The following is a 17,655-nucleotide window of genomic DNA, read 5'->3' as shown; positions in this document are numbered from 1 at the left end:
GGGCGGCTGTCCAATTCGCTGTTGGGCGCTCATCCAATAGGCTGCGCGGTATGACGTCAAGACCCCTGCGGGAACGACCGGTGCGCAGCAGGAAGCCCCCCGAGGAGCGGCGCGCGGAGATCGTGCGGACCGCTGCGCGCATCGCCCTCGCGCAGGGCCTGGAGCTGGTGACGCTGCGCCGCGTGGCGGACGAACTGGGGGTGCGGCCCAGCCTGATCGGCCATTACTTCCCGGTCTCCGACGACCTGGTGGCCGAGGCGTTCACGTACGCCGCGACGCGCGAGCGCGACTCACTGCTGCCGCGGGAGGAGGCGGGCCTGCCGCCAGTCGACCGGCTCGCGCTCTTCCTCGTGCGCCTCACCGGCGGTGAGTACCTCGACCTGAGCCGGCTGTGGCTCAACGCCCGCCATCTCAGCCGCTTCAAGGAGCCGTTGGCGCGGGCGGTCGACGCGCAGGAGGCGGGGACGCGGGGGGCGCTCGTCGAGCTGATCGAGGAGGGCGGACTCAAGACCTCGGGGAGTGCGCTCAGGGCGGCGCTGCACATTCTGATCGCGGTCGACGGCATGGGGACGTACGCCAACACCGCCGGTCAGGGCGATGACCCGCTGTCGGCCTGTCCGGACCTGGGCGACCTGGTGATCGAGACGGCCGAGATCCACCTGGGGCTCGCCCCGGGCACGCTGTGCGAACGGGCTCGCGCGCACGCGGCGGAACCCCGTCACGCGGACTGAAGCCGGAGGCGCCGTCCCACCCAGAGCGCCAGGACGACCGAACACACCGCGGCGAACGCGCACCACGTCGAGATGTACTCCTGCCGCCACAGCGCGACGGACACCGCGGCCCCGACGGCGACCAGAACACCGAACAGGACGAGGCCCCGGTCGCCGGACAGGAGGAGCGAGCCGATGGTGGCGAGGAGATAGCCGACGACGATCAGCTCGGGCCGCGGGAGCCCCACGGAGTATCCGACGGTGTGCCCCCGGATCTCGGCCGTCACGGTGCGGGTCGCCAGGACGTACGCGAGGACCGCCGCCGTCGCCGCACCCACGGCCAGCGGGACGAGGAGACGCCGCCGGGCGCTCGGCGGCGCGGCGCACAGCACGGCCGCCGGCACCCAAAGGGGCAGCAGCGGCAGCGCGATGACGGCCCAGGCGAGGGTGGCGGGCCCGGTGCCGCCGTCGTTGCGCCAGACCTCTGCCTCGATGATCTGGTGGATCCCCAGGAGGAGCGGCAGCGCGGCGAGCGGCAGGTCACGGGGGCGCCGGGCGGCGAGGGCGACCGAGACGACTCCCACGGCCGCGATGCCCGTGCCCGCGACGAGGTCGGCCGTGGCGCTCCAGCACATGGCGGCAAGGCTACGGCCGACGGGGCGCGGCGGCGCGCCGGGCAGTGCGGCAGGGTGGGGTCAGCGCCGCTGGTCGGGGGCAGGGCCACAGGGTCGGTCAGCGCCGCTGGGCGGGGTCAGTGCCCAGGGTCGGTCAGCGTCGTCGCCCGGCTCAGCGCACCGGGAAGCCGAAGGAGTAGCCCTGCTCCTTGAGGCGGGGGAGGAGGCGGCGCAGGGCCTCGACGGTCTGGGTGCGGTCGCCGCCCGCGTCGTGGAAGAGGAGCGTCGGTCCGTTGGGCAGCTCACGCTCGACGGTGGCGACGATGGCGTCCGTACCCGGGCGTTCGAAGTCCTTGGTGTCCACGTTCCAGCCCAGCGGGCGCATGCCACGGGAAGCGGCGAGCTTGCGGCTGTACGGGGTGAAGGCGCCGCCCGGCGCGCGGTAGTACATCGGGCGCACGCCCCCGGACGCCTTGGTGATCATGCGTTCGGCGTCGAGTATCTGCTGGGACTGGTAGGCCTGGGAGTCCTTGTCCATGGACGTGTTGTGCGACACCGAGTGGTCGCACAGCCGGTGCCCGGCCGCGACCACCTTCTTCACCAGGTCGGGATGGGCCTGCGCCTGCGTCCCCACCATGCAGAACGTGGCCTTCACGCCGTACTCCCGCAGCAGGTCGAGCACGCGCGGGGTCCACACCGGGTCGGGGCCGTCGTCGATGGTGATGTTGATGCCGCGCTTCCCCTTCTCCGAGGCGTGCGCGATGGTCTCCGCGACCGGCTCGACGGCGCTGCCCGGCTTGGCGGGCGCGGTCGCCTCCGGTGCGGAATCACCCGCGGAACCGGCCTGCGCGGTCCACACGGAGGCGCCGGTGGCGAGCATCGTCACCCCGAGCGCGGCCCCGACCATCTTGCCGTACCAACCCCGCCCGCCGCTGTGCCGTGCCATGTCCGCCCCTTTGCGCTGTCTCTCGCCGATCCCCGGTCACCTTGTGACACCCGGCATGACGAGGAACGTTGGCCAAGGGATCCGTCTGTTACTGATCACGGACAATTCCGAGAGAAATCGCGGACAACTCGGCGCGGGCGATGTCGGTCCTGGACGTGACGTTCAACTTGCGCATGACGCGCGCCACGTGGTGCTCGACGGTCCTGGTCGACAGGACCAGGCTCTCGGCGATCTCCCGGTTCGCCCGGCCCTGGACGACCAGTCGTGCCACTTCCTGCTCGCGCGGGGAGAGCTGGTCGCCATATCCGAGGCGGCCGCGGCGGTGGGTGGTGACGATGGCATGGCGGCGCAGCAGCCGCTGGCAGCGGGCCACGTCCCAGCGGGCGCCCAGCTCCCGGTAGGTCTCGACCACGTCCTGGATGACGTCGGCCGCCGCTTCCCCGCGCAGGTCGAGCAGACAGCGTCCGCGGGCCTCGGCCGCCCGTGCGGCGTCGAAGGGGCGGCCGAGCGCGCGCCATTGCTGCTCTGCGTCGGCGAGCGGTCCGACGGCGTCGTCCGGTCTGCCGTCGGCCTCGGCGAGCAGGGCGCGGCACACGGTCAGGGCGGCGCGGGCGGCGGGTGCGTCCCGCTGCTCGGTCCCCGCGGCGAAGTCGGCGACGAGCTGTCGGGCCCGCGCCGTCTGTCCGCTGCCGTGCAGGGCCTCCACGGCGGTGGGCGCCACCTCGCCCGCCCACACCCAACCACCCGTGCGTTCAAGGCGGTGCAGGGTCTCCTCCACCGCCTCGCACGCCTGGCCCGGCCGGCCGGCCTCCAGATGGACGCGGGCGATGGCGGCGGCCGAGGCGGTGAGGATGACGCCGGTGTCGTAGCGCGTGATCCGGGCGGCCTCCGCGAGATCGCGGCGGGCCCCGGGGACGTCGCCCAGCACATGCAGTGCCGTCAGCCCGCGGACCAGCATGGCCTCGGCGGTCAGATCGGGTATCTCCGCGTAGAGCCGGGTGGTGCGGTCGGCTGCGGCGTGCAGCTTCTGCCAGCGGCCCTCGTGCCAGGCGAGCACCAACTGCGCGGTCTCCGTGAGCCCTTCCAGGTAGGGGCTGCTGGTGTCGGCGAGGCCGTGCGCCGCCCGTTCGAGGAACTCGCGGGCCCGCGCGTCGTAGCCGAGGGCGGTGGCGGCGTGCGCCAGGTTGGTCCAGCCCCTGGTGTGGTGCGCGGCTTCCATGGCGGTGCCGGCCGGGTCGCGCAGCGCCTCGGTGGCGGACCAGGCCCGGGGGTCGCCGAGCAGCATCAGCGCGGTGGCGCGGTTGGCGGCGATGGCGGCTCGGGCGCCCGGGTCCGTGACCTGGCCGGTGAGTGTCTCGGCGCGGTCCAGCCAGTGCAGGTGACGGTCGACGGGCCAGCCCTTGATGGAGGGGATGGCGGCGACCGCCATGGCGCGGGCGGCGGTCTGCGGGTCGGAGAGCTCCAGGTCGGGTATGGCGCGGGCGACCTCGTTCAGGCTGTCCAGTGCTCCTCCGCTCTGATTGCGGAGTACGACGCTCAGGTGCAGCCGGATCTCGCCGCGCAGCCGGGGCGGCGGGGCGTCCTCGTCGAGGACGCGGCGTACCGCGGCGACCACTTCCTCGTCGGCGCGGGCGAGTTGGGCCGTGCGGGCCAGCTTCGCGGCGGTGCGGACGCGGCCTTCGGCGCGCGGGTCGTCGGCGATGGCCCGCGTGTAGAGACGGGTGGCGGTGGAGTAGTCGCCGGCCGCGGCCGCCCGGTCGGCCGCCACGACGAGACAGCGCAAGCCCTCCCGTACGCGTCCGGCCGCCCGGTACAGCCGGGCGAGATCGGTCAGCGGCAACGGGCCTTCACCACCCCGGTGCAGGGCGCGGGCGGCGCGCAGGCTCAGCCGCGCCAGACGCGTCCCCGGCATGCGCGCCAGCGCGGCACGGCGGTCCAGCGGGTGCCGGAAGACGGGGTGGTCGGGGTGGCTGGGGCGGTCGGGGTAGTCGGGGTGGCTGGGGCGGTCGGGGTAGTCGGGGCGGTCCCCGTCGGCACGCAGGACTGCCTGCCGTACGCAGGCGTCCACGGCCGCTCCGGCGCGCTCCGGGGCGACTTCGGCGATCTCGGCGAGAACGGTGACGGGCACCGCACGGCCGAGCACCGCCGCCGCGTCCAGGATGCGCAGGGAGTCCTCGTCGAGCGGAGCGGACCGCAGGGCGAAGTCACGCTGGATTGGCGGGGGTACGCCGATGCCGCGGAGGGCGGCGAGCAGGGAGTGTGCGGTTGCCGGTGCCGGTGCCGGTGCTGGTGCTGGTGCTGGTGCTGGGGCCGGTGTCAGTGCTGGTGCTGGGGCGGGTGTCAGTGCTGGTGCTGGTGTCGCTGTCGGGGGCCGACCGTCGCTGCCCGAGGCGCCGGGGTCGACTCGCCCCTCGTAGCCGGACCATCGACTGGTCGGCCCGCCCTGCTCCTCAAGATCCTGAGCCACCGTCAGCGCACGGGCGCCTCCTATGTCCCGGACCTTCCACGTGCCCCCCACCACCCGGGGCGCCCACGGCTTTCCGCCCCGCTCACGCGCCCGCAGCAGTTCTCCGGCGGCCCGCAGCAACGCCTCGGCCACCTCCGGCAGTCCACCGGTCAGCTCGTGCACCAGGACGACCAGGTCGTGCAGGTCCTCGACGGGCTGCGGCCGATGCAGGTGCAGCCACCGGCGTACGAACTCCTCTGTCTCCTCACATGTCCAGGGCTGTACGACGATCTCCTCGACCCGGGCCCGCACCGGTAGAGGGACGCCGAGGACCGGCAGCCCGGGCGCGGCCTCCTCGGTGACGACCAGCCGCAGGCGGGGCGGCATCGCGGCCATCAGGTGCTGGAGCAGGGCGAGGGTGGCGGGGTCGGCGTGATGGACGTCCTCCACGACGAGTACGGCGTCCCCGAGCGACGCCAGCAGCGCCTCGACGGCTCGCGGCAGCAGCCCGCGCAGTACCGCCGGATCGGCGGCGGCCGAGGGCGGTTCGGGCAACCGGTCGGCCAATTCGGGCACGAGCAGCCCGACGACCCCGGCCACCGCCGGAAGGGCCGGGCCGGGAACACCGGCCCGGTGGGGCAGCCCGGCGAGCGCGTCCGCGATGGGTGTCGCGTTCGGTGTGTTCACCAGTTTCGGTGTGTTCACCAGCGCGGTGATGTCGGGTCCGGGGTGTTCGGCGCGGGGTGCGTCCGGGTTGGCTTCGGGGCGCCCGGCAACCCGCACGTTGACGCCATGCCCCGAGGTCACCGTCTCCGCCGCCCCCACCCCCACCGGGCAAACTCCCCGCAGCTGGACCCACTCCGCGAACTCCGGCTCGCCAAGCACCTCGTCCAACAGCTGGGACACGCCCGTACCGGCCTCTCCCCGCACCACCGTGACGACCGGTCCCTCGCGCAGCGACTCCCGCAGGCGGCGTGCCTCTTCGCGTCGCCCGACGGGGCCGGTCCCGTCCGACGTCTCCGGGGCCCGGCCCGTACCGAAGGAACGTCTGTTCACGGCTCCGCCTCTCGCCTGCCGTCGCTCGGGAAGGCGCACCTTCTCGCCGGAGCACGGCGTTCGTTGAACGGTGGTCTACCCCTCCCACGGGCGGACTCGCAATAGGGGTCCACCACCTACGGAATGCGCCGGCCCGCCCACCCCCGTTCTCCGCTCTTTGGGTAGCGCTACGGATTGCTGCGCTCCGCCGGCGTGCCCGAAGCTCTGGCCCGACCACCCCAAGCATTTACATGTCATGTCCGCGACATCGTGACACCACTGCGTCCTGGGCCCGTGCCCCGGACAGCTCTCGAGGGAGAAGCCATGAAGATCGACGCTCGCGTCGTCCGGCGCGCACTCGCCGTCGGCGCAAGTAGCGCCCTGCTCGCAGGGGTCGCCGCGACCTCCGGGGCCGCCGCCGCTCCCGTGCCACCGGGCGACGGCGAAGGCCGCATCGTCGGCGCGGACCGCCCCGGCGCGGTCGACGGCTCGTACATCGTCACCTTCAAGAACTCGGTCGCCCGCGCCGACATCCCCGCCTCGGCGAAGGCGCTGGCCAAGCGGCACGCGGGCAGCCTGCGGTACACGTACACGGCCGCTCTGCGCGGCTTCGCCGTGCGGATGTCGGAGGGCGAGGCCAAGGAGCTGGCCGCCGACCCGTCGGTGGCCCGCGTGGAGGCCGACGCCGCCGCGTATGCGGTCGACACCCAGACCAACCCGCCCTCCTGGGGCCTGGACCGCGTCGACCAGCGCGACCTGCCGGTGGACAAGAGCTACTCCTACGACACGACCGCCGCCAACGTGAACGCGTACATCCTCGACACCGGCATCCGCATGAGCCACCGCGACTTCGGCGGCCGTGCCGTCAGCGGCTACGACTTCATCGACAAGGACTCCAACGCCTCCGACTGCCAGGGCCACGGCACCCACGTCGCGGGGACCGTCGGCGGCGGCGCGTACGGCGTCGCCAAGGGGGTCGGGCTGACCGGCGTGCGCGTCCTGAACTGTCAGGGCACCTCGGGCGACACCTGGGCCCCCGTCCTCGCGGGCATCGACTGGGTGACCAAGAACGCGGCGAAGCCGGCCGTGGCCAACATGAGCATCGGCGGCGGCAGGACCCAGTCCGTCAACGACGCCGTGACGACGTCCATATCCTCCGGCGTCACATGGGTGGTGGCGGCCGGCAACAACAACGCCGATTCGTGCTCGTACTCCCCGTCCTCCACCCCCTCGGCCATCACCGTCGGCGCCACCAACAGCCGGGACGCCCGCGCCACCGGCTGGTCCAACGGCCAGGGCTCCAACTACGGCTCCTGCCTGGACATCTTCGCGCCGGGCGACAGCATCGTCTCCACCTCCAACTCCGGTGACAGCGCCTCGCAGTCGATGAGCGGGACCTCGATGGCCGCCCCGCACGTCGCGGGCGCCGCCGCCCTGCTGCTCGCCGCCAATCCGACGTGGACCCCGGCCCAGGTCCGCGACAAGCTGGTCGCGGACGCCACGTCCGGCAAGGTCACCGACGCCCGCACCGGCTCCCCGAACAAGCTGCTGCACACGGGCGCGGGCGACGGCACCCCGCCCACCGGCAAGAAGTTCGAGAACACCGACGACTACCAGATCCGTGACAACGCCACCGTCGAGTCCCCGCTGCCCGTCACCGGTGTCACGGGCAGGGCCCCGTCCGACCTGGCCGTCGCGGTGGACATCCGTCACACCTTCCGTGGTGACCTCAAGGTCGAACTCGTCGCCCCCGACGGCACCGCGTACGTCCTGAAGGACTACGACAGCGACGACAGCGCCGACAACGTCCAGGCCACCTACCGCGTCGACGCCTCCGGTGAGACTGCCGACGGCACGTGGCGGCTGCGCGTGACCGACAACTGGACCAACGACACCGGCACCGTCAACGCCTGGTCCCTGCAGTTCTGACCCGCACCCCGCCCCGAGGCGCCGCCCCGCACGCGCGGGCCGGCGCCTCCGGCGTGGTCAGCGCTTCAGCGGCAGCCGGTGCCATGTCAGGTCGTGCAGCGCGGCGTCCGCGACCGTCAGGGTGAGGAACGTGCAGTACGGCTGACGCCTGCGGTCCGTGGGGGAGCCGGGGTTGAGGAGCCGCAGGCCGCCGGGGGCCTCGGTGTCCCAGGGGATGTGACTGTGGCCGAACACGAGCACGTCCAGGTCGGGGAAGCGCTCGGCGCACCGGCGTTCGCGCCCGGTGGCCGGACCGGTCTCGTGGACGACACCGAACCGGAGCCCCGCCAGCTCGGCTCGCTCGACCTCGGCGAGCCGACGGCGCAGCGGCGGGCCGTCGTTGTTGCCGTACACGGCGATCAGCCGGCGCGACCGGGACTCGAACAGATCGAGCGTGGCCTCGTCGATCCAGTCCCCGGCATGGATCACCACGTCCGCCCGGTCGATCCCGGCCAGCAGGTCGTCGGGCAGGCGCTTCGCCCGCGCCGGCACATGCGTGTCGGAGGTCAGCAGCAGCCGCATGGGGCAAGCGTAGGCCGGTGCGTGGTCGCCCGCGTGTGGAGGGGAGGGACCGGGCGGGGTGGCGGAAGGGTCACGAAGGGCCCCGGTCGGAGGCGGGCCAGACGTAGGGCAGGTCGTCGGGGACGCCCGGGAAGAGAGGGGCGTAGATCTCCGGCGCCTTGCGGACCAGGGCGGACTGATGGCTGCGGTGGAAGGCCGGGTCTCCCAGCCAGGGAGGTAGCTCGCCGTCGTCGGCGAGTTCCTCGCGGGCCCGTACGGAGGTGCCGGGGCGATGCCGCGTGAAGTCGGTGACCAGGGTGGCGGCACAGGTGTCGGGGCGTCCCTCCGCCACCCACACGGAGCACACGTCGAGACCGTAGCGGACCAGGGCCTCCTCGTACCCGGTCCACATGCGCACCGCGGGGTGGTGCCGCCACCCGTAACCGGGCACGGTCAGGCCGCGCAGCACCTGAAGGGCCTCGACCCGCTGCTTGCCCAGGCGGGCCCGGTCGAGAACCTCGGCGGATCGCGTGAAGTCGGAGTACGGGAGGAAGGTCTGCACATGGAATGCCTACCGCGACGGCCCCGCTCCCACCCCTCCCGTACGGCTGAGTCGTAGCGGCACTGAACACGCGGGTCCGTCCCAGCCGCTCGTTCCAAGGTGGGGGCATCTGTGCTGGTCAGCGACCGTCCCGGCGTTCCAGCATCCCGTATCACCGGCCTGTTGTGGCGGCCGGGACGGAGCACAGCCCAGGCTGTGGATCGTCCGAGCAGCTCACCGGACGAACCACTCACCGCACTCAAGGAGTTCTCGATGCGTTCGCGTCTCGCCACCCGTTCCGCCCGTCTCGCCCTGACCGCCGTGGCCGCCACGGCCCTCGCCACCACCGCCGCCGGCACCGCCCTCGCGGCCGGCGGCCAGAGCAAGGCCCCCGTCGAGCAGCTCTGCGGGACCGACGACCTGACGTTCAAGGTCACCGAGAAGACCCAGGCCGGCGGCTACCTTCTCGTGACCGCCAAGGCCAGGCCGGGCATCACCTGCTACCTGGAGGGCACCATTCCCTCCGCCGCGTTCGGCTCCCACCCCGACCGGCAGGTGGCGCCCATCGAGCAGGCCGTCACCGAGACCGTCAAGCTCTCCGGCTCCACCGCCGCCTACGCCGGCATCAACCCCAAGTCGACCAACAACGACGACGGCGCGGAGTTCGACCAGCTGATCATCGCCGTCGCCGGGGACGAGGAGGGCGCCACCTCCGTCCGCCTGCCCAGCACGACCCTGATCGACAAGCCGCTGAGCACCAACTGGCACGCCGATCCGGCCGACGCCGTTCCGTTCAGCAGCTGACTCCAGCACCATTGCCGGTGATTCCCTGATAATCCGCATTTTGCAGCCATGCAGGTCGAAACGTTTCTGTTAATTGTCATATCATCGTATTTATGTCTGCGGCCTTGTCATGCGCTCCGGTTGTGCACATAGCTAGAAGGTGCGACCACTTCCTCGCCCCGGGATTCCCGATGAGTCCTGGGCGGGTCGACGGAGCCCAGCGCGCCGTCGACCAGGGGAGGCGGCCACAATCCTCAACCCGAGGAGACGTCATGAAGAAGGCCTACGAAGCGCCGGCACTCGTCCGGCTCGGGACATTCCGGAAGAAGACCGGGCTGCTGCAGCGGTCCGGCAATGACCGGCTCATCCTGAGCAAGAACTGACGACCGACGGTCCTTGACCCGACGTCATGACTGAATCGCACGAGAGTGCGGGGACGGGCCCCGGCGACGCGCACTTCGCGGTCTTCACCGACCACGAGGACGCGGCCGCCGTGGCCCGGTCCTTCACCCGCTCAGGAACCCGCGACACCCGCGTCCTCGCACACCCGTCGGGCCGGCCCTGGCTGGTGGGACAGTGGGACGACCGGGAGATCGTCACGGCACGCGCCGGACACACCGCGCTGGCCGTCGTCGGCTGCTGCCCCGTCGACGCCGCCGAACTGGAGGTCAGGGCAGGGCGGTTGCGCGACTTGGCGGAGCTGGACGTGCTGGCCCGCTCCCTGCCCGGCAGCTTCCACCTCGTCGCCGCCATGGACGGACAGCTCAGGGTGCAGGGCACCGCGTCCGGGCTCCGGCTGGTCTTCCACGCCACCGTGGACGGCGTGCCGGTCGCCGCCACCCGCGCCGACGTCCTCGCCGCCGCGCTGGGCCACGACCCCGACGAGGAGCAGCTCGCCGTCCGGCTGCTGTGGCCGGTGCCCTATCCGCTTTCCGAGACGTCCCTGTGGCGTGCCGTCACCGCCGTCCCGCCGCAGGACGCGCTGATCGTCGCCGCGGACGGGCGAACCGTACGCCACACCCGGTGGTGGACCCCACCGGAGCCGGTCCGTACGCTCGCCGACGGCGCCCCGATGGTCCGCGAGGCCCTCGTCGCGGCCGTCGACGCCCGCACCCGGCAAGGCGGCGTGGTCAGCTGCGACCTGTCCGGCGGCCTGGACTCCACCTCCATCTGCTTCCTGGCCGACCGGTCGCCCGCAAAGGTGGTGGCCAGCACCTGGCCGGGCCGCGACCCGGCCGACACCGACCTGCACTGGGCGCGGCAGGCGACGAAGCACCTGCCGGACGTCGAGCACGTGGTGTGGGACGCCGACGCCTCGCCGCTGGTCTACGACGATCTGCTGGGCATCGACGACCTGCTGGACGAACCGACCATCGGCGTCATGGACCGTTCGCGGGTGCTGCACCACCTGCCGGCGATGGCGGAACGCGGCAGCCGGCTGCATCTCACGGGCATCGGCGGCGACCATGTGGCCTGGTGCTCCGAGGCGTACTACCACCGACTGGCGCGCACCCGCCCGCTGTTCGCGCTGCGGCAGCTGCGCGGCTTCCGGGCCCTGTGGCAGTGGCCACTCGGCGCCACGGCGCGTGCCCTGGCCGACTCCCGTCCGTACGGCAGGTGCCTCGCCGACGCCGCCGGCCACCTGCGCGAACCGCTCCCCGCCACCGCGACCACCAGCCTCGGCTGGGGCATGCCCCCACGCCTCTTCGACTGGGTCACGCCCGACGCCGAGCACATGGTCCGGCGTGCCCTGCGAGAAGCCGCTGCGACGGCCACGCCGCTGCACCCGGACCGCGGCCTGCACACCGACCTGGAACAGATCCGCTCCTGCACGCGCATCATCCGCCAGTGGGACGGGATGGCGGCCCGCGCCGGTGTACCCATGGCGTCGCCGTTCCTCGACGACCGGGTCATCGAGGCGTGCCTAGCGATCCGGCCGGAGGAGCGGGTCACGCCCTGGGCGTACAAGCCCGTCCTCACCGCCGCGATGCGTGGCATCGTGCCCGAGACCTGCCTGCGGCGCACCACCAAGGCCGCCGCCGCCATGGACGCGGCCGACGGCCTGCGACGGCACCGTGCCGACCTGCTTGCGCTGTGGGAGGACTCCCGGCTGGAACGGCTCGGCCTGGTCGACGGCGACGCGCTGCGGCACCTCGCGCAGCGGCCCTCCGCCCCCGGGCTGCGCGACGCCATCCTCTACTCCACCATCGCCGCGGAAGTCTGGCTGCGTGGCTCGTCCCCCGCTCCCGCCCGTTGAGCCCCTGCCCGCCAGGCCCGCCCGCCACCGGAGAAAGGCAGTCACCCACCATGGCACTGCGGTTCGGCCCCGATGTCTCCACCACGGAGACCGACTACGGCACCGTCCTCCTGGACCAGCGCAGCGGAAACTACTGGGAGCTCAACCCCACCGGCACCCTGGTCGTGAAGACCCTCCTCGACGGCGGCGACGAAACGGCGGCCGTCGACGCGCTCGTCACGGAATTCGACATCGGCAGGGCCCACGCGGAGCAGGACGTCACGGCACTCGTGCGGGAACTCCGGGATGCGGGGCTGGCCTCATGACGACACCGAGCGCCCTGGAACGGCCCACCGGCGTCCCCTTCGCCCGACGCCTTGCCGCCCGCCTCGTGCTGCTTCCGGCCGTCGCGCTCTCGTACCTGCCCCCGCGCCGGATCCGTGCCGTCCTGAATGTCGTACGTCGCGGAGCCGCGCCGGCCACCGCCGCGCAGGCCAAGAGCGCCCGGGACGCGATGTGCGCGGTCAGCCTGCTCTGCGCCGGCCCGAAAGGCTGTCTGCCCCGCTCGCTGGGCGCCGCCCTGCTGTGCCGGCTGACGGGCGGCTGGGCCACGTGGTGCACCGGCGCGAGCGTGGTGCCGCCCTTCAACGCGCATGCGTGGATCGAGGCGGAGGGCCGCCCCGTCGGCGAAGACGTGCCCGACGACTACTTCGCGCGGCTGCTCGCGGTGGGGCCGGCGACAGCGGACCGGTCGCCGCGCCGATGAGGGACTCCCGGGCGCAGACGGACCGCCACGCGCAGGACAAGCCCTCCGTGAGGGAAGAGCTTTCCGCGCAGGAGAAGCCACCCGCGAAGGACGAGCCACCCGCGCAGGGCGAGCCACCCGCGCAGGGCGAGCCTCCCGCGCCGGCGCCGGATCGTTCGACGCGGGCCGCGGTGGCCACCATGTACCGGCTCACCACCGGGCACCGGACCTCCGTCGTCGTGGCCACCGTGCTCACCCTCGTCGGCTCCGGCCTCGGGCTCGCCCAGCCCCTCGTCGCCAAGCAGATCGTGGACGCGAGCGGGCACGGGCGGGCGTACTGGCCCCTGTTGCTGATCCTGGCCGCGCTGTTCGTCAGCGAGGCGGCCACCGGCGCAATCGGCCGCTTCGTCCTGGAACGCATGGGCGAACGAGTCGTACGACAACTCCGCCACGGACTGGTCGCCCGGCTACTCCGGCTGGAGATGCGGGAGTACGACCGGCACCGCACCGGCGACCTGATCTCCCGCGTGACCACCGACACCACCCTGCTGCGGGAGGTGGTCTCCCAGGCCCTCGTCGACCTCGTCACGGGAGCCCTCGTCGCGGCCGGCGCGATCGCCCTCATGATGTGGATCGACCCGCTGCTGCTGGCCCTGGTCGCCCTGACGGTGGCCACCGCGGCCGCGGTTGTGGCCTCGCTCCTCAAGGGCATCCGTGCCGCGTCGGAGCACATGCAGAACTCCGTCGGCGCCATCGCCGCCGACCTCGAGCGCGCGCTCGGCGCCCTGCCGATGGTCCGCGTCCACCGGGCCGAGGACCGCGAGGCCCAACGCATCGGAGAACGCGTCGAATCGGCCCACGACGCGGGCGTACGGACCGCGAAACTCGCGTCAGCGATGAGCCCGGCCGTCGAACTCGCCGTCCAGGGCTCATTCCTGCTCGTCCTGGTCATCGGCGGCCTGCGCGTCACCGGTCACGCCAACTCCCTCGGCGACCTGGTGGCCTTCCTGCTCTACGCCTCGTACCTCGTCCTGCCCCTGTCCTCGGTCTTCCGCGCGGTCGGCCTGATCCAGCGCGGCATGGGCGCGTACCAGCGCATCGAAGAAGCCCTGCACCTGCCCGCGGAACCCGCACCGGCAGGACGGCTGTCGGTACGGCCACGCACAAGCGAGACCGCACCGACCGAGCCCGCACCGGCCGAGGCACCCGCCCTCCAACTGCGGGACCTCACCTTCGGTTACGACCCCGGCCGGCTGGTCCTGCGCGGTGTCACCTTCTCCGTGCCCCACCGGCGCCAGACGGCCTTGGTCGGCCGGTCGGGTGCCGGAAAGAGCACGATCTTCGCCCTGGTGGCCAGGTTCTACGAACCGGACTCCGGAACCCTGCTCTTCGACGGGCGGCCCGCCACCGAACTGACTCGCGCGGAATGCCGCGCACGGATCGCCGTCGTGGACCAGAACACCCATGTCGTCCACGGCACCCTGCGCGACAACATCACCTACGCCGTGCCGGACGCCACCGACGCCGAAGTGCGGCGCGTCATCGAGCTCGCCCAACTCGACCATGTCGTAAGGAGGTTGCGCGGCGGCCTGGCCGGCATGCTCGGCGACCGCGGCAACACCCTCTCGGGAGGCGAGCGCCAGCGGGTCGCCCTGGCCCGCGCCCTGCTCGCCCGCCCCGCACTGCTCCTGCTCGACGAACCCACCTCCCACCTCGACGCCATCAACGAAACGGCGCTCACCACGGTGATGAAGGACGTCGCGCAGGAATGCGCCCTGCTGGTGATCGCCCACCGCCTCTCCACCGTCCAGCACGCCGACCGCATCGTCGTACTGGACAACGGCCGCACCACCGCCCACGGACGCCACGAGGAACTGCTCACGGCCAACCCCCTCTACCGCGAACTGGCAGCCGGCCAGATCCTCCACCCGGCCACCACGCACCCCTTTCCCACAAGGGCGGCCCACACCCACCCACCACCCTGAGCGCGCGGGCCGCACGGCGCACGCCCCTGGCGGGCGCCGTGCCGTTCCCCTACGGGTTTGCCCTGCTGCCCCCCGCCTCCCCGACCGCGACATACACCCAGCCGCCGTACCGCGTCAGCACACGGTGGCGGGCGGCGCCCTCCTGGATCGGCTCCCACGGATGGCGCAGGACCATGCTGGTGTCGCCGCCGAAGGGGGCGATCATCGGCCCCAGCGCGGGGGTGAGCCGCTCCGGCCACCAGCGTGGGAGCCGGTAGTCGAGGACCACCCAGCGACCGCCGGGAGCGAGCGCCTCGTAGCCGCGCTCGATCACCTTGGCGTACTCGCTGATGAGGGTCAGCGAGAAGCAGGCGGTGATGCCGCGTACGTTCTCCGGATACTCATAGGTCGTCAGGTCAGCCTGGACAAGCGAGACTTGGGACAGCCCGGCGCGCCGCACCCGGTCCTCCGCCTGTTCCAGCATGGCGTCGGTGAGGTCCACGCCGATCACCCGGCCGGTCGGGCCCACGGCCTCGGCGAGCAGCGGCAGGTTGTGGCCGGTGCCGCAGCCGGCGTCGACGACCGTGTCGCCGGGGCGCAGGGCGAGCTGCTCCAGGGCCAGGTGCTTGTAGGCCATCGTGCGCTGGCCGATGAGGTAGAGGCGGTTGGAGGTGAGGTCATAGCGCTTGGCCCGTTTGCGGTAGACCTGCACCATGCGTTCTGACTCGGCGGTCATGGGCGTTCCTCGGGTAGGCGGGCCGGTCCCGGCGGGGCCGGAGGGCGAGGTGGTCGGGGACGGAGGGTTCCGCGGACCGCGCAGCACCGAGGCCAGCACCCTCGGCCGGAACACGGCCTGCGGCGGAGCCAGCAGGTGGGTCATGTCGAGCAGGGCCATGGCCGCGGCCCGGTCGGTGGTCGCCACCTTCAGGAGCCTGTCGGTGTAGCGCTTGCCGAGCCGTGCGGCGAGCGGCAGCGGGCCGTCGGAGGCTCCCGGGTACGCCAGGTCGGCGTTGCCCGACAGCATCCAGGCAGCCTCCACGCAATCCGCGACCGGTTTGCGTAGCGGGCCGGTCAGGCCGGGCGGGATCCGGCCGGCACCGGGAGGCACGGACTGCTCCAGGGCCCGACGCAGTACTAGCGCACTCAGGGCGGCGACGGAGATGCCTTGCCCGTAGGCCGGGTTGAAGGCGCCGACGGCGTCGCCGAGCACGAGGAAGCGGTCGGGCCAGCGCGTCAGCCGCTCGTAGTGGCGCCAGCGGTTCTCCGTACGGCCGGAGCCGTACACGTCGCCGAGAGGTTTCGCGTCGCGGATCGCGTCGTACAGGACGGTGCTGCGCAGGCGCTTGGCGAAGTCGACGAAGCCCGCGTGGTCGAGCGGCGGACGCTCGCCGCCGAGGCCGGCCACGGAGACCATCCAGCGGCCGTTCTCGATGGGGTTGAGGATGCCAGAGCGGGGCTCGTCCGGTGTGGACTGGAGCAGGACGCACTTCCAGTCGGCGGTGTGTCCGGGGGCGGGTTCGAGGACGCAGGTGGCATAGGCGCAGCCGGCGTCGACGACGCTCTCTTCCGGTGTGTCGTAGCCGAGGTCCTGAAGCCAGGCAGGGGCCCGGGAGCCGCGGCCGGTGGCGTCCACGACCAGGTCGGCCCCCTGCTCGTACGGCCGGCTCCCACCGGCGCGCGCCGCGGCCCCCCGGTCACGCAGGAGCACTCCGCGGACCGAGTCGCCCTGTCCTGCGACGAGGCCGACGGCCTCCGTCTCCTCCAGGATCTCCACGGTGGGCAGTCGCCGCAGCCGGCGGCGGACGGCCCAGTCGAGGAGGTCGCGCGAGCCGGACAGGACCGTGTGCGGGCCCTCGAAGCGGTCCACCCAGCCGCCCGGCACCATGAGCAGCATGTCCTGCGGCATGCGGACCTCGACCATGCCCAGGTCGAGCAGCTCGCCCAGGAGGCCGGGGAAGAGCTGTTCGAGGGAGCGCTGTCCCGCGCCCAGCAGGTTGTGGGTGTGGCGGGCCTGGGGCACGCCGCGGCGCCAGCGCGGTTCGTCCGGGTAGCGGTCGCGCTCGACGAGCGTGACCCGGTCCACGTGCGGGGCCAGTGCGGCCGCCGCGCAGAGCCCGGCGAGGCTGCCGCCGAGGACCACGGCGTGGCCGTCGGCCTGTGGACGGCTGCTGCGGTCCGTCATGTCCGGTCCCCTCCTCTCGGTTCAGCGCTCACGGGCGGGGCACCTGCGGTCGAGCCACTCGTGGGCGGCGGCATGCCAACTCGGCGCAGTCCGGTGGACGTTGAGGGAGTGCGCAGCGTCCGGGACGACGAACGCCTCCAGGTCGGTGGCGCCGGTGTAGAACTTCCGCTCGTACGCGACGACGGACGCGGCGTCCTCGGTGGAGGCGTCCCCTCCGCCGAAGAGACGGTCTTCCCGGCCGACGACCAGCAGGACGGGCACCCGTATCTCGGCGGCTACCTCCGGCTGGTAGATGGCGTCCAGGGTGAAGCCCTCCCCGGCGGTCACCGTCGACTTGGTGTCCTCGTGCCAGGCGGACACATCGGCGTCCATGCCGGCCGGGTGCTCGTACAGGGCGGCGCGGCGGCCGGGGCGGGTGGTCAGGTAGTTCTCCGGCGGGTTCGTCGGGGCGAGCAACGCGTCCTCGGTGGCGGGGTACAGGGCCGGCATCGCCTCCGGGTAGAGCGGGCCGATGGCGTGCAGCAGTCCGGTGATCACCAGGGCGTCCAGATCGCGGTGGCGGGCCGCCTCGATCAGGGCGATGCCGGAGCCCAAGGAGTGCCCGACGGCGACCACACGCCGGAAGGCGGGCCGTCCGGGGGCGCCCCGGCGCAGGGCGGTCACCACCTGGTGCACGGCCTCGACATTGCTCTCGACCGTGACCTGTTCGGCCGGTGGGTGCTCGCTCGTGCCGGTGCCGGGGCGGTCGAGGGCGAGGACGGCGTAGCCCTCGCCGACCGCGTGCCGGGTGTAGCCGAGGGCGCCGGGAGCGGCCCAGTAGCGGCGGTCGTAGGTGAGCCCCGGCAGCAGCAGGAGCACGGTGTCGGGCGCCTCACCGGGCGGCAGGGACAATTCCGCGTCGAGCCGCCAAGTGGTGGTGCCGGGGGCATGCGGAGGGGTCACGTCGAAGGTGACGGAGCTCATGTGAATTGCACCCTTCTACTG

The 17,655-nt window shown here is 72.8% G+C and carries 15 protein-coding genes; 8 read left to right on the top strand and 7 right to left on the bottom strand.

The annotated features are described in order from the left end of the window. Nucleotides 1-50: 50 nt before the first annotated feature. Nucleotides 51-731 carry a TetR/AcrR family transcriptional regulator gene (locus tag ACZ56E_RS13420; protein WP_471213880.1) on the top strand — a complete coding sequence of 227 codons (681 nt, stop codon included), beginning with the start codon at nucleotides 51-53 and terminating at the stop codon, nucleotides 729-731. Here ACZ56E_RS13420 and ACZ56E_RS13415 read toward each other — a convergent pair. The 3 genes from ACZ56E_RS13415 to ACZ56E_RS13405 form a co-directional block, all read right to left on the bottom strand. Next, complete coding sequence (locus ACZ56E_RS13415; RefSeq protein WP_471213879.1) at nucleotides 719-1,345, bottom strand: DUF6629 family protein; 627 nt, start codon at nucleotides 1,343-1,345, stop codon at nucleotides 719-721. The genes ACZ56E_RS13420 and ACZ56E_RS13415 overlap by 13 nt on opposite strands. Nucleotides 1,346-1,496: 151 nt before the next feature. Then, nucleotides 1,497-2,270: a polysaccharide deacetylase family protein gene (locus tag ACZ56E_RS13410; RefSeq protein WP_471213877.1), complete on the bottom strand. Its 774-nt coding sequence runs from the start codon at nucleotides 2,268-2,270 to the stop codon at nucleotides 1,497-1,499. A gap of 88 nt (nucleotides 2,271-2,358) precedes the next feature. Beyond that, a complete protein-coding gene (locus ACZ56E_RS13405) occupies nucleotides 2,359-5,772 on the bottom strand; it encodes a helix-turn-helix transcriptional regulator (RefSeq protein ID WP_471213876.1) in 3,414 nt (1,137 codons plus the stop codon). A 303-nt stretch (nucleotides 5,773-6,075) separates the two neighbouring features. On the opposite strand from ACZ56E_RS13405, the gene ACZ56E_RS13400 reads away from it, so the two are divergent. Next, nucleotides 6,076-7,680 carry a S8 family peptidase gene (locus ACZ56E_RS13400; protein WP_471213875.1) on the top strand — a complete coding sequence of 535 codons (1,605 nt, stop codon included), beginning with the start codon at nucleotides 6,076-6,078 and terminating at the stop codon, nucleotides 7,678-7,680. A 57-nt stretch (nucleotides 7,681-7,737) separates the two neighbouring features. Here ACZ56E_RS13400 and ACZ56E_RS13395 read toward each other — a convergent pair whose 3' ends face one another. Both ACZ56E_RS13395 and ACZ56E_RS13390 read right to left on the bottom strand, forming a co-directional pair. After that, a complete protein-coding gene (locus ACZ56E_RS13395) occupies nucleotides 7,738-8,241 on the bottom strand; it encodes a metallophosphoesterase family protein (protein ID WP_471213873.1) in 504 nt (167 codons plus the stop codon). A 70-nt stretch (nucleotides 8,242-8,311) separates the two neighbouring features. Continuing rightward, complete coding sequence (locus ACZ56E_RS13390; RefSeq protein ID WP_468605236.1) at nucleotides 8,312-8,782, bottom strand: MSMEG_6728 family protein; 471 nt, start codon at nucleotides 8,780-8,782, stop codon at nucleotides 8,312-8,314. A 252-nt stretch (nucleotides 8,783-9,034) separates the two neighbouring features. On the opposite strand from ACZ56E_RS13390, the gene ACZ56E_RS13385 reads away from it, so the two are divergent. The 6 genes from ACZ56E_RS13385 (at nucleotide 9,035) to ACZ56E_RS13360 (ending at nucleotide 14,510) form a co-directional block, all read left to right on the top strand. Next, a complete protein-coding gene (locus ACZ56E_RS13385; RefSeq protein WP_471213871.1) occupies nucleotides 9,035-9,565 on the top strand; it encodes a DUF4232 domain-containing protein in 531 nt (176 codons plus the stop codon). 251 nt (nucleotides 9,566-9,816) lie between these two features. Continuing rightward, on the top strand, nucleotides 9,817-9,927 hold the full coding sequence (locus ACZ56E_RS13380; RefSeq protein WP_107098009.1) for a keywimysin-related RiPP: 111 nt from the start codon (nucleotides 9,817-9,819) through the stop codon (nucleotides 9,925-9,927). 26 nt (nucleotides 9,928-9,953) lie between these two features. Continuing rightward, nucleotides 9,954-11,801: a lasso peptide isopeptide bond-forming cyclase gene (locus ACZ56E_RS13375; RefSeq protein WP_471213870.1), complete on the top strand. Its 1,848-nt coding sequence runs from the start codon at nucleotides 9,954-9,956 to the stop codon at nucleotides 11,799-11,801. Nucleotides 11,802-11,851: 50 nt separating this feature from the next. After that, on the top strand, nucleotides 11,852-12,106 hold the full coding sequence (locus ACZ56E_RS13370) for a lasso peptide biosynthesis PqqD family chaperone (RefSeq protein ID WP_468605231.1): 255 nt from the start codon (nucleotides 11,852-11,854) through the stop codon (nucleotides 12,104-12,106). Next, a complete protein-coding gene (locus ACZ56E_RS13365; RefSeq protein WP_471213869.1) occupies nucleotides 12,103-12,546 on the top strand; it encodes a lasso peptide biosynthesis B2 protein in 444 nt (147 codons plus the stop codon). Before ACZ56E_RS13370 ends, ACZ56E_RS13365 begins: the two co-directional genes overlap by 4 nt. Nucleotides 12,547-12,725: 179 nt before the next feature. Further along, nucleotides 12,726-14,510, top strand: a complete 1,785-nt coding sequence (locus tag ACZ56E_RS13360) for an ABC transporter ATP-binding protein (RefSeq protein WP_471214094.1) — start codon at nucleotides 12,726-12,728, stop codon at nucleotides 14,508-14,510. A 49-nt stretch (nucleotides 14,511-14,559) separates the two neighbouring features. Here the strand turns inward: ACZ56E_RS13360 and ACZ56E_RS13355 are convergent, their stop codons facing one another. Next, a complete protein-coding gene (locus ACZ56E_RS13355; protein WP_471213868.1) occupies nucleotides 14,560-16,671 on the bottom strand; it encodes a class I SAM-dependent methyltransferase in 2,112 nt (703 codons plus the stop codon). Between the two features lie 21 nt (nucleotides 16,672-16,692). Beyond that, a complete protein-coding gene (locus ACZ56E_RS13350) occupies nucleotides 16,693-17,634 on the bottom strand; it encodes an alpha/beta hydrolase (RefSeq protein WP_471213866.1) in 942 nt (313 codons plus the stop codon). Nucleotides 17,635-17,655 lie beyond the last annotated feature (21 nt).

It is taken from the genome of Streptomyces sp. NPDC039480, assembly GCF_055597165.1.
The sequence above is the reverse complement of the archived record's forward strand: the minus strand, read 5'-3'. Positions and strand labels throughout refer to the sequence as shown.